The organism is Methyloglobulus morosus KoM1, assembly GCF_000496735.2.
In the GTDB taxonomy this organism is placed as follows: domain Bacteria; phylum Pseudomonadota; class Gammaproteobacteria; order Methylococcales; family Methylomonadaceae; genus Methyloglobulus; species Methyloglobulus morosus.
In genome coordinates this window covers 12,661-28,497 of the sequence record NZ_AYLO01000030.1, presented here as the reverse complement: position 1 = coordinate 28,497, position 15,837 = coordinate 12,661, and the positions used below count along the sequence as shown (strand labels likewise).

13 protein-coding genes, 1 pseudogene and 1 riboswitch are annotated in these 15,837 nt (G+C 47.2%); of the genes and pseudogenes, 7 read left to right on the top strand and 7 right to left on the bottom strand.

Annotation, left to right across the window (positions count from 1 at the left end; translation table 11 throughout):
- Positions 1–490 precede the first annotated feature (490 nt).
- From MGMO_RS04275 to MGMO_RS04255, 5 genes are all read right to left on the bottom strand, one after another.
- Positions 491–934: a hypothetical protein gene (locus MGMO_RS04275; protein ID WP_023493804.1), complete on the bottom strand. Its 444-nt coding sequence runs from the start codon at positions 932–934 to the stop codon at positions 491–493.
- Positions 935–1,062: 128 nt separating this feature from the next.
- Positions 1,063–4,758, bottom strand: a complete 3,696-nt coding sequence (locus tag MGMO_RS04270; RefSeq protein ID WP_036306835.1) for a pyridine nucleotide-disulfide oxidoreductase — start codon at positions 4,756–4,758, stop codon at positions 1,063–1,065.
- A gap of 292 nt (positions 4,759–5,050) precedes the next feature.
- Positions 5,051–6,013 carry a hypothetical protein gene (locus tag MGMO_RS04265; RefSeq protein WP_051383962.1) on the bottom strand — a complete coding sequence of 321 codons (963 nt, stop codon included), beginning with the start codon at positions 6,011–6,013 and terminating at the stop codon, positions 5,051–5,053.
- A gap of 78 nt (positions 6,014–6,091) precedes the next feature.
- Positions 6,092–6,835: a class I SAM-dependent methyltransferase gene (locus MGMO_RS04260; RefSeq protein ID WP_023493801.1), complete on the bottom strand. Its 744-nt coding sequence runs from the start codon at positions 6,833–6,835 to the stop codon at positions 6,092–6,094.
- Positions 6,832–7,131, bottom strand: a complete 300-nt coding sequence (locus MGMO_RS04255; RefSeq protein WP_023493800.1) for a DUF1244 domain-containing protein — start codon at positions 7,129–7,131, stop codon at positions 6,832–6,834. The genes MGMO_RS04260 and MGMO_RS04255 overlap by 4 nt, the downstream gene beginning before the upstream one ends.
- Positions 7,132–7,494: 363 nt before the next feature.
- Here MGMO_RS04255 and MGMO_RS04250 point away from each other — a divergent pair, with 363 nt between their 5' ends.
- Genes MGMO_RS04250 through MGMO_RS04235 form a run of 4 tightly spaced genes read left to right on the top strand, consistent with a single transcriptional unit; the run spans position 7,495 to position 9,587 of the window.
- The gene (locus tag MGMO_RS04250; protein WP_023493799.1) at positions 7,495–8,031 is read left to right on the top strand and encodes a septation protein A; all 537 of its coding nucleotides are present in this window, start codon (positions 7,495–7,497) and stop codon (positions 8,029–8,031) included.
- 1 nt (position 8,032) lies between these two features.
- Complete coding sequence (locus MGMO_RS04245) at positions 8,033–8,335, top strand: YciI family protein (protein WP_023493798.1); 303 nt, start codon at positions 8,033–8,035, stop codon at positions 8,333–8,335.
- On the top strand, positions 8,332–8,610 hold the full coding sequence (locus MGMO_RS04240; protein WP_023493797.1) for a BolA family protein: 279 nt from the start codon (positions 8,332–8,334) through the stop codon (positions 8,608–8,610). Before MGMO_RS04245 ends, MGMO_RS04240 begins: the two co-directional genes overlap by 4 nt.
- Positions 8,610–9,587, top strand: coding sequence for a peptidylprolyl isomerase (locus MGMO_RS04235; protein ID WP_023493796.1), 978 nt, complete (start codon positions 8,610–8,612; stop codon positions 9,585–9,587). Before MGMO_RS04240 ends, MGMO_RS04235 begins: the two co-directional genes overlap by 1 nt.
- Positions 9,588–9,672: 85 nt before the next feature.
- Here the strand turns inward: MGMO_RS04235 and MGMO_RS21035 are convergent.
- A pseudogene (locus MGMO_RS21035) lies at positions 9,673–9,759 on the bottom strand (Tn3 family transposase); the annotation flags it as partial.
- Between the two features lie 172 nt (positions 9,760–9,931).
- Positions 9,932–11,362 carry a vanadium-dependent haloperoxidase gene (locus tag MGMO_RS04230; RefSeq protein ID WP_023493795.1) on the bottom strand — a complete coding sequence of 477 codons (1,431 nt, stop codon included), beginning with the start codon at positions 11,360–11,362 and terminating at the stop codon, positions 9,932–9,934.
- A gap of 747 nt (positions 11,363–12,109) precedes the next feature.
- Here MGMO_RS04230 and MGMO_RS04225 point away from each other — a divergent pair.
- From MGMO_RS04225 to MGMO_RS04215, 3 genes are all read left to right on the top strand, one after another.
- Entirely contained in the window at positions 12,110–12,616 is a 507-nt protein-coding gene (locus MGMO_RS04225) for a hypothetical protein (RefSeq protein ID WP_023493793.1), read from the top strand.
- A 396-nt stretch (positions 12,617–13,012) separates the two neighbouring features.
- Positions 13,013–13,103: riboswitch (cyclic di-GMP riboswitch) on the top strand.
- A 47-nt stretch (positions 13,104–13,150) separates the two neighbouring features.
- Positions 13,151–13,975, top strand: coding sequence for a VPLPA-CTERM sorting domain-containing protein (locus tag MGMO_RS04220; protein WP_023493792.1), 825 nt, complete (start codon positions 13,151–13,153; stop codon positions 13,973–13,975).
- A 78-nt stretch (positions 13,976–14,053) separates the two neighbouring features.
- The gene (locus MGMO_RS04215) at positions 14,054–15,697 is read left to right on the top strand and encodes a hypothetical protein (RefSeq protein ID WP_023493791.1); all 1,644 of its coding nucleotides are present in this window, start codon (positions 14,054–14,056) and stop codon (positions 15,695–15,697) included.
- Positions 15,698–15,837 lie beyond the last annotated feature (140 nt).

Sequence of the window (15,837 nt, the reverse complement as noted above, 5' to 3'; positions counted from 1 at the left end):
ACAGTATGGCATTCTGTGTCTTCGTGAACAGATGAATACACAAAATCCGAATCATTAACGTTGAATTTAAAAATGTGACCTGTATGAAAAAAACATTCGCTATTCCTTTAGCCACCGTCTTCCTCACAAGCTGCGCAGTTAATACGCCTGGTGGTTCCATTGTCGTCGATCCGTACAGACGGCTCGTCCCGATAACATCGCCAGCCCCCGGCAAGAGCCACTTTTGTCCGCCCGGCCAAGCCAAAAAAGGCAATTGCTGATTCTAATTTCAGTACGCGTAGCTTCGATTAGCGATAGAGAAATCGGAGGAATGTAATCAACAAAACCCATGCGTACGATTACGCTATCGCTAATCATACCTACGGTTTTATGTCCCTGATTAAACCAAAAATCCCAACATTAATGAAATCTAGAGCCGTAGGGCGTAGTACGACATTATGCACCGCATTCGGCGCAATGCTTTCTCTGACCTCAATTATTCCTAAGCTTTTTAAGTTTGATTTTTTTCACCCTCTAATAACTCTTTTAACATTTGAGTATGCTCATTAATAATTTCATTATGGCTGTTAAGAACTCCATTGATATCTTTAATTGAATCAAATACTTGTACTTGTACATTATGTGATTCTTTCATTATTGAGATAATTTCTTTCAACCAATGTAAAGAAAAAGTAAATGCTAAACCTGTTGTAAATAGAAACAGGTAAATAATGGCTAGTTTAGTAACCGAGACTTCTTTTATTAGTTCTATAAGTGCAAACACGCCTGGGGCAGAAAATATGACAAATGACCATAAACGAACCCCAATTGCTTTAATAGCAGCTATTGCTTCTGCTTCATTAACAGCAAATTTTATTTTAAGGTCTATCCATTTAACAATGCCGATTTGGAGCACAAGTATTACTAGTGGGATTAGTATATCTTTTGGTGTCATTATCATTGATATGTGTTTGGCATTTTAACCCGATAAGCTGGGCATTGTAGGTTGCGGGTGAGCTTGCGAACCCCAACAAATTATCCACCTTGATCGTTGGGGTTCGTTCCTCACCACCAACCTACCCTTTAATTAGTTTTCGTCATCAAATAATCCAACCACATATTCGACAGCTTTTCCTGCACGGTATTCTGCCGCAGACGGGCGTTGAGGTGCGGGAAATCCACCCGGTCCAAATCTTGGTCTTGGTTGTAGCAGGAGTAGACGAAATATTCCTTACCGGTATCCGGCTCGACATGTTTGCATAAGCATTGGGCGCAAATACCTTTCATCATGCACTGCATCGGCGAGTTGATGGAGCCGATGGCGTGGTGCGCTTTTTTGAGATAAGGTTTCAAGACATCGTAGCGCGCGGTTTTCACTGCCGCCATCATGCGGTCGGAACCGATGACGATCAGGTGGTCAACATCCGCCAGGGAAATCGGTTGTTCGCCCAATTCGCCCTTGGCATAAGCAACCATCGCTTCCAGGATATTGCCGACGAAGCTCTTGTCTTGCGGACGGCTTGGGGTAAAGGGTTGTACGTTATCGCCTTTATCTACCGACCAAATGACCACGTCGGCGGCCTCTTCCACGTCGCTGATCTTGAAGCGATCCTGATTGAATTTATAACCCGCAAAGTAAATCACGCGATTGCCTGCCGCCCGTAAGGCTTTGCCAATCGAAAATAATACCGCGTTGCCCAAACCACCGCCGATCAGCAGCACGGTTTGCCCCGTCGGGATGTCGGTCGGCGTTCCGGTGACACCCATGATGACCAGCGGATCGCCCACTTTCCAGCTTGCACACAGGCGGGAGGACGAACCCATTTCCAGGGCAATCAGGGAGATCGTGCCTTTTTCTTTGTCGACATCCGCACCTGTCAACGCCAACCCTTCCGAGGTTAGCACGGTGTTTTCGACGACAGGCGCATGGGCTTCAAAATTCTGCACCCGGTAAAACTGGCCGGGGTAGAATTTTTTTGCCGCCATGGGCGCTTTCACGACGACTTCGATAATGGTCGGTGTCAATCGGTTAATCGCGACGATAGTTGCGGTAAAGGCTTCATCCATCCTGGCAAACAGTGTTACCAACGCGGTATCGCGTTCGGTTTGCTGCGCTGGATTTAGGTCGGCCAGTTCTTTTTCAAACAACTTGACGATATAAGGATAACCGTTCTTTGCACTCGCCATCGCCTTGACGACATTGCCCGCATACACGGGATGGTTGTCGCCGTAAAAACTGATGTGCTTGCCGTCTTTTTGGTATGAAGTCAGCGGTGCAGGTTTGCCTAATTTGGGCGCTTCTTCATCGTGCATCGGGGTTAATGTTATGTCGCTATCCGTCCATTCCGGTTCGAAGCGTTGGAAAAAGTGCTTATCCATCATAAAGGTATCGGGATATTCGCTTTGGTATATCGTATTGGGCGAAGTCCCGGCGGCGATGTAAAGTCCGCGCAACGGAACAGTGACATTTTTGCCGCTGCCCTTCCAGTTACCTTCGACTTGTTCCAATTTATCGAATTCAACCGCCTTAAGATGACCGTACTCATCTTCCAAAGCCGCAACCGGGCTCATGCCTTCGGCAAGGGCGATACCTTCTTCCAGGGCTTCGGCGATTTCTTCGTGGTTTTGGCGGTAAGCGGGCGCATCTTTCATACCTTTGCGGTAGAACAAGGTCACGCCGCCCCATTCTTCCACCAGGGGTTGAAAATTAGGTTGCTCGCCTACCGCTTCCGCGCGTTGGCGTTCCGCCTTGATTGCCTTGCCATGCGCGAGGAATTCATCAAGGATCAGGGTTTCTTCCTTGTCGTAACGGCCTCTCACCGTCGCTTCGCCGTTAAGTTTGACTAACGCCTCATAGCGGTTGAGGATTTTTTCGACCTGGAGGGGGTAATATGCCATCAGTTCCGTAGCGGTATCAATCGCCGTCAAGCCGCCGCCGATAACCCCGGCTGGCAGACGTACTTGCAGGTTAGCCAAGGAAGAGGCTTTCGCCGCGCCAGTCAATTGCAACGCCATCAAGAAATCGGAAGCCTTACGGATGCCACGGATCAGGTTATTATTAAGGCCGATAATCGTCGGCTTACCCGCGCCGGACGCAAGACAGATATGATGGAAGCCCATCTCCCAAGCATCGTCAATGGTGATCGTGCCGCCAAAGCGTACACCGCCGTAAGCACGAAAAGCTTGCCGCCTGAGCAAGGTCAGGTAAATGACTTTCAGGAAATTCTTGTCCCAACGTACAGTAATACCGTATTCCGCCACGCCGCCAAATCCCGCCAGGATGCGTTCGTCAAGTTGTTCGTACAGTTCCTTGAAATCAACAACCGGTTGAGGAAGCGTAGCGCTATCGCCCGTCAGATAAGTCGGCAACGGCTCAAGTTTCAAGGCATCGATACCAGCAACGCCGAAGCCTTCGTTCAGCAGATAATGGCTCATGGTATAACCTGCCGGGCCTAAACCGACTACTAGCGCATTCTTGCCGTTGTATGGCAGCATATAAGGGCGTTTGGCATTCAACGGATTCCAGCGCGTCAGCAAGCTGTAAATCTCGAAACCGTAAGGCATGAACAGTACATCCGTCAGCACGTTGGTTTCGATTTGCGGAATGTTGACCGGGTCGGTCTTTTGGTAGATGCAACCCTTCATGCAATCGTTACAGATGCGGTGTCCCGTGCCTGGACACATCGGGTTGTCGATGATGATGATGGCTAACGCGCCGATATTGTCGCCATTGCGCTTGACCAAGTGCATCTCGGAGATTTTTTCTTCCAGTGGACAGCCGGTCGTAGTCACACCCAACGGGTCGACTTTAAACTGCTTGGTTTTCTTGTTAATCATGCCTTTGGAGCAGGAATCGGTATCGCGCTCGTGGCAGTATATACAATGATCGACTTCCGACAACACCTCGCGTTGGTTAAAACGCGGATCAGTCAATTTGAAGCCATCACGGCGGCGGCGATGTTTCAGTTCGCCCATCCAAGCGGTGTATTCGCCCTTATCGACGACATCATGTTCGACCAGATGGTCGAAATCGCGCTTTTGCGGGAATTTAAAGCTGAGCCAATTTTCGCAGATTTCAGGGTTTTGCTGGGCGAGATAGCTCCAACGCTGCACACAATCCATCAAGCCTTGCACGAATTCAGCCGATCCGCCTTGCGCTATGACATCCTTAAACTCAACTGCCGCTTGTGGGTGCGCTGCCAAGGTATTCCGCAAGCCTATTACGACATCATCGGCATGTTGATAATCGCTCTCCTTGCCTTTTGCGACCAGCTTGTAATGCGTGGACAACGAGCCGATAACCGCGCCAACTTGCGCTACGCGATGTTCGGGATCATTATCGTTATCGGCATCAGGAAATCCCGCCGCCGCCAGCAAATCAAAACGATTGTTGACTGCCGCCTTATCCCACGTGCCGACATCCTCATCCTTAAACGCCAGATTCAACTTGGCAACCACTTCGTTCTTATAAGCGAAAATAGTGGCAAACTCATCCTTAATTTTCGTGGCCTGCGCCTGGTGTTGCTCGGTTACGCCAAACAAGGTCGCCACAAACTCCCCGACATAAGGCCCCATCTGCACTAACAATTCCGACAAGGCTTCCGGGGTTAGCCCTTCGCCCTGGTCCTGCCGAAAATCTGCGTACCTTGCAAACAGGTCAGCATCATGTTTTTTTACCGACGTATCGAAAGCATCCAGTAAGTCTTTTAGACGGTTTGAATCGTAAAGATCGGCGTATGAAAAGCCGGGGATTCCAAGCGGGAAGTTGTTCTGTTCCATAATTCCTAAAGTTGCAATGCCTACACCGTGCATGTGGATACCAGGCATGATGATTCCAACCCCTTCAGAGATTGGATGAAAAGTTTGACTAAACAGGCTATTGTAAGGAAATATAGCGTTATTTGCCACCGTTAATCAGGATTGCAAACAGGTTGGCTAAAGTGAAAGTTAGCTGGGATACGCATCGCCCTCCTTATGGGGTGATTGTTCAGCCAAACCACATATCCAACAAGTGATGTCGGTTAATATTTCGCTAGTTGACGGTGATTTATTAAGGTACTCGTCGGTTCCCTTATTTCTGCCCCAAATTCTTTAATATTTCCTCTAACGGAACCAAGTTCATCTTAACCCTGAACAGCACGGCATTATTTTCTAACAAACCATAACAATAATAGGTCCTGACTTGGATATTGGTTTGGTTTAGGGTGTTATCTTGGGATTCGGGGAGTTGCTCCACGAGGATATGCAACGTGTCATTATTCTTAAGCTTGCTGAGATAATGGCGGTCGACAGAAATTTCATGCGAGGTGTACACCATTGGGTTGCGTTTAAAGTCATGGTGTTCCAACTGCGCTTTTTCCATTAATGCCCCGGAGGTTAGGCTGCACGGAAAAATTTCTGGATAATTTGCAATATGGGTCAATTCATCGAAATAATCGGATTGCTCCGCCAATGAGCCGGATAGGAAGTTTTTAACGGAACCGTTATTGAGGTATTTCCGTTTGAGAAAGTAGTGGGTGTCAGGCACGGTAGTCAGGTCGGGAATGTCGTTGAGGTCGGGCAGTGTTCCAAACTGTGCTTCCGGCAAAAATAACGGTGTTTGGGTTTCTTTTTTAAAACCTAGCAGCACGATTTTACCATCGGATTTCATCGAAATTCGGTTGGCCAACGTCAGGTTAGGGATGGTGGTGATTAATGTCTTTTTGATCTCGAGGGTGACCGGCATCCTCGGACGGACGGCGTTAACAAAGGTTATTTGATAATTGCTGAAACGTAGGCCATTTTCGGCGATCACCTTGTCTTCGTGGTGCGCTTCCCGGTATAAGCGCATTTGGTGCTCAACCAGTGTATTGAGCTGATAACCCAGGACAATAGGGCCTTTGAAGGGGTTATGGGTGATCTGCAGCCATTTGTGCTTATCGTGGAACAAATTAAAATCATCGGATGCATTGCGTGCTACTTCGATATGAATTTGGTCGAAAACGAAAGCCTCATTGTTCAATTTTTGGCTTGAAATGACGGACAGTGGAGTCATAAAAAAATCTATTTTTTTCTTAACACGCCTGAGTTCGGTCAATAACGCATCTTGGGTATATATAGCCATAAAGAAAGATTAATTGGTAATAAACGGCTTGACGGCCTTGACCAACGCATTCACTGCCATCCTGTCGCTAATGCTAATGTCCGAAAATCCGGCCTCATGCAATTGCCGGATGGCGTTAGACTGGCGCATGACGTGATTTTCCGATTCGTCGCTGAACAGGTGGACGATCCAGTGCTCCAGTAAGTCTAGCCTGTTGATCTCGGTCAATACCTTGAAATAACCGGCGACTTCTTCTTGGATGACGCGGGTATGCCGGGATATGTCATCAAACGCATAACGGTCGCCGTTAATGAATTGCCCGCCGGGTTTCAATACGCGATAGCATTCACGGATGACATCCTGACGATAGCTGTCCAGGAAATTGTGCAACGTATAGGCGGATGCCACCATATCGACGCTGGCAGGCGGCATGGCTTGCAGCGCGGACAAGGCATCCTGTCCATTGAAAGTGAGACGGCCTTCTTCTTCCCAGGCTTTCAGGTTTTGTTTGGCTTGGTCTTGCATGGTTGGCTCATTGTCGATACTGGTGATGTGCAGCCCATCTCCAGCGGTCAATAAGGCTAAAGTGGTAATTCCCGTGCCACCGCCCAGTTCGACCACATTCAGTTTATCTTGCGTTCTGGGAAAATCGCGGACGGCTTCTCCGACCATACGGCTCATTTCGGTCATCAACGGGCAGATCAGCTTAAGCATTTCGTATTCCTGGCCTATTACGCCAGAAAACAGGGCATCGTAGTTTGCGGATTGGGTCATAATTTCGACTTAAGTTTATTTTCTAAGGCGGCGAGTTGTTCGGGCGAGGCCTCGCCCTGATACTTGGCTTGCCATTCTTTATAAGGCATACCGTAGATTATTTCCCTGGCTTGATCGTAATCCAACGCCACGTCCTGGTCTTGCGCGGCGGCGGCATACCACTTCGCCAAACAATTGCGGCAAAAATCGGCCAGGATCATCAGGTCGATATTCTGCACCTCCGTATGCTCCTGCAAATGGTGGATCAAGCGTCGAAAAGTAGCCGCTTCCAGTTGGGTTTTTGTGTTCTCGTCCAAGACCTATCTCCAAGGATAAAGTGCCATTTTATCAGAATTTACAATCAAAACATGTACATTGGACGGTAATAGCCTTACAATTGCACCAAATTGGGCCAGCGAATACGGGTTAATCGATTCCACGTGTCCACTAACGATGATAATAACGTCGCCAGAATCCAACACTTAACCGTATCTAGTTTGAACTATTGTGTGATTCGGCAATCTCACCGCCAGCACGAATTAACCTTACGCATTAAATAAGCTAATAAGATTTCCAGGAAGATTGTCACGATGGAATGCCTGCGCCACTTTCTGCTTAGCTTTGGCATAATCCAAACCAGATTTCACTGACCTGCCACAACAAATACGCCATCTATCTTAATGAAACAGCTTTTTGATTTCTTTCCGATCTTATTATTTTTTATCGCGTTCAAGTTGTATGACATTTACGTGGCAACCGCCGTCGTCATTGTGGCGACTATCATACAAGTGGCTTATACTTGGTTCAAATACCGGAAAGTGGAAACCATGCAATGGATTACGTTGGGTTTAATCATTGTAATGGGCGGTGCCACCATCTTGCTGCATGACGAGCAGTTTATCAAATGGAAACTGTCCATCATCGAATGGTTATTCGGCGTGGCCTTCATAGGCAGCCAGTTTATTGGCAAGAAACCGTTTGTAGAACGGATGATGGCTAGCAGCTTAACCCTTCCGTCCAATATCTGGCGACGCTTGAACATGATGTGGGGCTGTTTTTTTATCAGTGTCGGGTTTATCAATGTCTATGTGATGTACCATTACACAACGGACCAATGGGTTACGTTCAAGACCTTTGGTGTGCCTGGCTTGATGGTCTTATTTATCGTGGTGCAAATGATCTTCTTATACAAATACATCCCAGAAACCGAGGAATAAGGTGTTATACGCAATCATCAGTGAAGATGTCGCCAATAGCCTGGAATTACGTATGGCTGCCAGGCCTGCCCATATCAAAAGGCTACAAGACCTGCAAGATGCTGGACGGCTAGTGTTGGCGGGGCCGCATCCCGCTATCGACAGCGACAATCCTGGTGCGGCAGGTTTTACAGGCAGCTTGATCGTCGCCGAATTTGAATCCTTGCAAGATGCGCAACACTGGGCTGATAAAGACCCGTATATAGAAGCCAAAGTCTATGCCAAGGTAACCGTTAAACCATTTAAAAAGGTATTCCCACAATGACATCCGAAACCATTAAACGCCTGCTGAACGAAGCGTTTAAGCCAGAAACGCTGGAAATTATCGACCACAGCGCTGCCCATGCCGGCCATGCCGGAGCAAGGAGTGGCGGCGGCCATTATCATGTCACGATTGTTGCCGACGCATTTGAAGGCAAATCGCTGGTACAACGCCACCAATTGATATATAAGGCGTTAGGCGACATGATGAAACAAGAAATTCATGCCTTAGGCATAAATGCCCTTTCACCCTCAGAAGAAACCAAAGGAAACCATTGATGAATAAAAAACTTATCCCTTTAGCTATTGCCAGTGCAGTCATTGTTACTGCCTGTGACCTTAAACCCACGACTGGCTCATCCGCGCCTGCCGTCAAAAAAGAAGACGCAATTGCGAGTGTTAACGGTCAATACATCAGCAAAAAAACACTGGAGGACCTGGAAAAAGACCTCGCCCAACGCAGCCAAGGACAAGCCCCTGCTTTTCCAAAGGAAAAATTGGTTGATGAACTGGTACAACGCGAAATACTGGTACAAGATGCGGTACAAAAAAAACTGGACCAATCTCCAGAAGTCCTTGCCCAACTTGACGCTGCACGTAAGGCCATCTTAACCCAAGCGAGCCTGCAAGCGTATTTGAAAGCCAACCCAATTACCGATGCCGACATCAAGAAAGAATATGAAAGCAAAGTCGGCGGCGCGAATGGTATGGAGTACAAAGCCAGCCACATCTTGGTCAAGACCGAAGATGAAGCCAAAAAGCTGATTGCCGAATTGGATAAGGGTGGAAAATTTGCCGAGTTGGCAAACAAGCATTCCTTAGATGCAAAAGAATCCAAAAACGGCGGTTCCTTAGGTTGGTTCAGCCCTAGCCAAATGGTGGCCCCATTCTCAGAAGCTGTCTCCAAATTGGAAAAAGGCAAATACACCAAAACACCGGTGCAAACCCAGTTCGGCTGGCATATTATTTTGAACGAAGATTCCAGAAAACAAACGCCGCCGCCTTTGGAAGCCGTCAAGGAACAACTGACGCCGATGTTGCAACGGCAAAAAATTCAGGCCATGGTTGAAGGCATGCGCAAACAGGCCAAAGTTGAAATCCTGTTACCGAAAGAAGAGCCCAAAGCCCCTGCACCAGCTGCTCCGGCAGCAGCGACCCCAGCGCCAGCGGCTACTGCAACGCCCGCCGCCGCAGAGCCCGCTAAAGAAGCTGCAAAACCTGCCGAGCCAGAAAAAACAGAACCTGCTAAAAAATAAGGATTTATGGGTGACAATAAAAAGGGCGGGAAACCGCCCTTTTTATTGTTAAGAGATCGATGAGCTGTTTTTTGCCGCTGACTTAGGCAATAAACGACTGTAACTGATGGTAGGATTCCATGCGGTTTTGCGGACGATGAACGTCTCGTTGCATCTGCGGGTCACGCAAATACGTGACGACCAGCCCGATTCCCTGCTTTTCCCGTAACTGGACACCTTCAGGAACAAATCCTGGCTGAAATCATACACCCTCTTCCACAGTACAACTCAATCAAATAGGAAAGCCGTTTTCACGGCTTCCCTACTTTGCATTAAATGAAGTCTATGTCTAACGGGTTGTCCAATTAATCATCGTGCCGCCGCCCTTCATCATTAAAGAGACCCAGTGTTTTTTTCCAGGCTTGCTGGCCGATAACACGCCCCAACTTACGGGATTCCAAATCACCATCGATAAAATGGATGCCGCCGAAACGTCTTGATATACCCGCTTCATCTGCTGCGTCACTAAATGTTGCCCAGAATAGGACAGTATCTTGGGCGGGGACAACGCCCGGTTCAACCTGTGATGAGCCTTTTAGTATCGTCACGCTGCCGCCAAAATTGTCGTTGCCAGTGAACAATTTCAATGTCTCTGCGGCAGCGGCACTGAACACGCTATGGCCAGAAATGTATTCGGAGAAGGGTGGAGTAACAACAGAGGCCGCTTGGTAAGGTTTCCAATCTTCCCCTAGTATCGATCCATCCCATGACTCGACAGTCACATTTTTATACAAGAAATGGATAGCCGTGACCGGCCTGACATAGTCGAAAAAGCGCTTTGCATCCCAACTCGCAATACTGGCATCCAATACCGCATTGGTCATGGCAAAGAACATTTTGACATCCTGGTCTAGGGTATGGTGGTCGCGGTCGGACACAAACTCGGCAAATAATGTCCAATGCCCAGGTGGCAGCTCGGAAGATGGGCCATCCGCCCAGTATTCAGCGATGACTTTTTTCTCGTCAGTCAGATTGGCGCTATATTCCAACACTTGTTGCGCTTGGAGCTTGTATCGGTGTGGTTCTTTAAAATAATCCGCAGGCTTTAACAAGGTTTTGCGAAATTGGCTACCGGATTTTAGTGCATATGGTGTGACATTTCCCCAAAATGGCGCAATAAATTTTTGTACATTGAAACCCACTTGCAGTGGTTGCCAATGGTTAGGGTCAATAATGTCTGTCGGTGTGTTGACTGGCGTATAACCTGTGTAGTCAGAATAGGCGCCGGGATGCAAATCACCCAGTTGGTTGGAACCGTCGTGGTGGCGAAAATCCAGTACGGCTTTAGCAGCCACATTACCAATGCCGGCGGGTGTCGTTACGTCAGTGCTGTTATCGCTGGGATCATAACCCAAACTAGTCATTAACGTATTAAAGCTTGCCACTTCGGTCGGGAAGAGATCGGAGAGGCATTCATAGGCAGCAAAGCTGACTGCTTTTTCCTTGTTGGCATCGGTACGTTCGCTGTTTGGACGGCGTAAGTTATTGCCGAAACGCGTACCTTTGGCCTTATTGTCATAAGCTGCCCAGGCATCGTAAATACAGGTGTGGGTGATTGCCAAATCCCGAGCGACCATGGGTGGACCAGGGTGGGTGATCCGTATCGCTTCCAATGCAGCATCATTCCATTTGGTGACCACGGTATTACCGGCAGCAAATATCGTTGGGCTAACCGCCAGCAAAGCGGTTAATGATGTAGACAGCAATGTTTTCTTCAGGTTGTATCGGATTTTCATTCAAAAAAGCTCCATTTTGGGGGGGATTATTTTGTGGGTTGATACGGCCAAGTTTTCGATTCTTAGTCATATGAGCCATTTTCGTCACCACAAAGGCTTTTGTCGATAATTCTCAGCCGGCAACATGGGTTGCTTGGTCATGAGGGTTTCGACTCGGAAAATATAGAGGGATGACGAGAAGAATTCTGTGAACTACTGCACAAAACCGGTGTGAATAAATATCCTTTAAATTTTGCTAGCAGTGAGGGCGAGAGCCATAAGTTAAGCGGCTTAAACCAGCGATTCCTTGAGAATTATTACAAAAACAAGATATTTTCCACTCTGCCGCAGCGTAGTCATAAAACAGTCATATTGCTATCGGATAATAAAACAATGATAAATATTCTTTTTCGTTAAAAATATGTCCAACCCTTTCCAACTAGGTTTATCTGATAACGGGTTCATTCCGCAAGACGCCTCTGTTTTTACGTTAGACTCTTTGCCTTATGCGATTGCCTCAACTTTCCAGGCATACGTCAATTCTAAATTAGCAGGCCCTCAGATTTTTGAGCTGAAAAAAATCAAATGGATTTGCTGATTGTGATGTCGTGTCTGCTTTCGTCCACTACTCCCAGCCTTTGCAAAAAAAACGTCAATAGAGGTTGAATAATGATACATGCCATTAAAAAACAAACTATTTTTTAACCATTCGGCTGTTATTACTAGGTTTAATTGCTTTCTTACAAACCGCTCATTTGGTATTTGAATATGTCTTCAGAAGAATTTATTGAAAGCGATAAAAAATACATCGTTTCCATGCGATTAAATAATAATGACCGCAGGGCGATTCGGGCGATGGCTTCCCGCCTTTTTGTCCGGGAATCGGAACTCTACCGATTCGCTGTAAATAACCTTTTAAACTGCCTACACAAGCTGCATGACATGGACTGTATGGGGAGTGATTTGTTGCCTTTGTTTATCGAGTTCAGGGTCGATTTGATTCAGAACTTAGGCCTGAAAAAGCAGCAATTATTCAATATTATCAATAGTGGCAATATGCCTCCGGACAAATTTGTCGCCATGGCAGATATCGAATTGTTATTGCTGCCTCGGCATTTGCTGCGCCAGCGGCTATTGCAAATCGAAGAGGCAATTGCAGTCAAGCAAGATGATATTAGCGCATGGCTTGAGAGTTATTTCGCCCAGAAATACAAGCTGGATAAAAACGGCGAAGAAGAACTCGAAATGCTAGACACCGAAGTTCATGCAACATAGCCAACGAAACCAAGGGGTTCAGCGGGTGATTTTTTGGCAATTCAAATCGCAAGCCCTGATAAATCAAGATGCGACAAATGTAATACATTTCCCGAAACTGTCATTGTTCTGTAACTCAAATGATTGAATTGATATGCGAGAATGCCCTTGGTTGAAAAACATCCTGGACAGATGTTGGCAAAACAAGGAATCCTAATCTAAGGAAAACGAAGGAGTGTGCCCTCTGCTGAATTGAAATCAAAGCAAGATTTTTCAAGCGCTTGCTTTCAATCAGCATAGGATTAAGGAAGAAGGGTAACAAGGATGAAACACTGCCAAACTATTGAGCAGGGTTAAAAATGGTAGCGGGGACGTAACACTGCCAAGTTCCGGCAGTGTTTTTGGGCAAACCTAATAACGTGTAAAAGCCAAACCCGTTGCGAGGCGGGGACGGAAAACCACAGGTCTTGACCTTCTTTACAGGGTCCAAGATAGCTGGGCTGTCACCTTATGTGAAAACTTTTAATTTTTTATTAATCACAAAAGGAAACAAAAATGAATAAATTTACAAAAAGCATGCTGGCAACAGCATTATTAATTGGTGCTGGCGCAGCTAATGCTGCACTGGTAACTAACTCATCAACAGGCGACAACTCTATGTTCTTGTCTGTTTTCGATCCTGACTTTGTTACCAATGCATCTGCCGGAGAAAAAGGCAGAACATTCAACTTGGATCTGGGTGTAACCTATAACCAATTTGTAGCCAACCCTACCGCCGCTATTAGCTCTGTCAACTTAGCAACCGCAGGTGGTTCAGATTGGACTAGCTTCATGACAGGTGCTGGTGCCAACTTGAAGTATGTGGTGTTAGGGGCCAATTTTCAAGCACAATCTATGCTCACCACAACAAATGGCACTGGATTGCATACAGTCGCAAATGATGCAACATCCGCTTTGGGTGCCTTCAACATAAGAGAACATGCTCAGCAAATCAATGTGGGTTTGGTTGGCAATAGTTCTGTAATCAACGAAAACCCTGTACAACCTGTTAAAGGGCAGTTCAATGCTAACACATTATTAGCCACTGGCTATTGGAACGGTTTTCTAGGCAGCAATCCCGTTCAAAGCGTTGGTCAATCATCGGATTTCTACAAGACTAGTTTTCATACCATACAGATTGACGACGGTTTTGGCGGCACACAAGCCCTAGACGTTATGACCGCTGAAGATATCACCAAGTTGGGTGCTTTCTTGTTGTCAGGCAACACCTTGACATTTTCAGCTGCCGGTCAAACGGCGGTGCCATTACCTGCTGCAGTTTGGATGTTTGGCGCCGGCTTGATGGGCGTATTGCGCTCTACACGTCGTAAAGCGGCTTAATCCTGCTATTCGCCAAACCTCAAAGATTTAATCAAAAGAGGTTTGGCGATTTATATCATTACGTAACGAGGAAATAACATGAAAAAGATAGCATTAACAGGTCTTGCGCTCGGCGCAGCCTTAATCGCAGGCCACGTCCAGGCGGCGGCGTTAAATCCAGCCAATCCATTTGCTGCCGGCAATACCATTATCTATGCAGCGGGTTCTTCGGCGGCATCACCTGAATTTATAAGGGCATTGGATAATGTTTGTGATGGTGGCGCAGGTTCTTATTTTTTGTACCATCCAGCAAACGGCACTCTTAGCGGCTCTCTAGTTGCGGCCTGTAATGTCGCCGCCAATGGGACAGTGTTCGTCAAACGTGAAAGCGGCGGTTCAATTACCGGCCTGATAGGTGCCGTGCCAGGAAATACCTTCAGTTACCCACACGTCAACAGTGCTACCTGCGGCGCATTGCCTGGGCCTGTGCAATGTACAGGTATTGTATTAGGGGCGAATGATACGGCGACTTCAATACTGAACTATTCGGATGTCGACTCTGGACTATTTAAAACTGCCTTAAATGGCGGCCCTGTGGCTGGTGCAGAAACCATTCCAGGTACCCCTGTTCCTATATTTACCCAAGTATTTGGCATTACAGTCAACAAGAGCTTGCGTGATGCAATGCAACAAGCGATGCTGGCCTACGGCACCAAATACCCTACCTTGCCTGCGTTGCTGCCTGCTGGTTGTACAGTGGGTGATGAACATGAGGCGTGTATGCCTAGCTTGACAATGTCGCAAATTACCTCCCTCTTTGCGGGTAAATTGCCGACTAACCCGATCACTGATTGGAGGCAATTACGGTTTACCGGCCCGGCTGACGCTACCACAAAAGACGCATTGACTGGTGCGGCGTTGCCGATCAATCCTGCCGGTGCTGCAGGCGACAACATGATTACTCTTCTGGGAGCTGCTGCGCCGACCAATAGGACTGTCCATATATGTACCCGCACGGCCGGTTCCGGCACCTTGGCAGCTTTCCATGCTCACATTGAAAACGCTGGCTGTAACACTGCTGCGGAACCGATCCAAACATCTGCTACGCAGTTTATTAACAACGGCTCAAATGCAGATTTCGGTATAGAAAATGCTGCTGCATCGCAAAAAGTCGTGCATTCTATGTCAGGTTCAGGCGATGTTGAAAACTGTCTGGAAGCCTTGGATGCGGGTGCTGCCGTAGGTACATTCACGCCTTACCCCGCCAATTTGGCCGGTCAAAAACGCTGGGCGATTGGCATTATGGGTGTTGAGCGCAATGGTGGCAATACTAAAAACTACCGCTTTATCAAAATCGACGGCGTGTCACCTGCCAGCCATAACGTGGTAGAAGGCCGTTACAGATTTTGGTCAGAACTGCAAAGAAATGGCCCTATCGGTGGTGCTGGTTTAGCTAACTCTATCGCAACATCGATAGAAGCGCAAATGACATCTCCAACCCTTCTTAGCACTCTGCAAACCAATAACGTGACTTTTGGCCACGCTGGTTTGTTGTCGGTAGCGCAAGCTACCACAAACGTTAACAGCGGCTTTAATGTGGCGGCACCAGTTAACCCGTACACTCATGCGGGTGCTGCTGCAGGCCCAGACATGTGCCGCTTCCCAACCATCAAAAACAACGGTACAGCCCTTAATACCTTGATGCCTGTGTTCTACCCAGGTCACGATGGTTATACCCAGTAACTTGAACGGATAACGCGAAATATAAGTAACGGATTACTGTTGTAAAGAATAACCAGCCGTTTTCGGACGGCTGGTTTTTTGCGTTTGGCAACTGTATTTATGCATGATTATCAATGCCAAAAAGGGTAGCCAGTAAACAA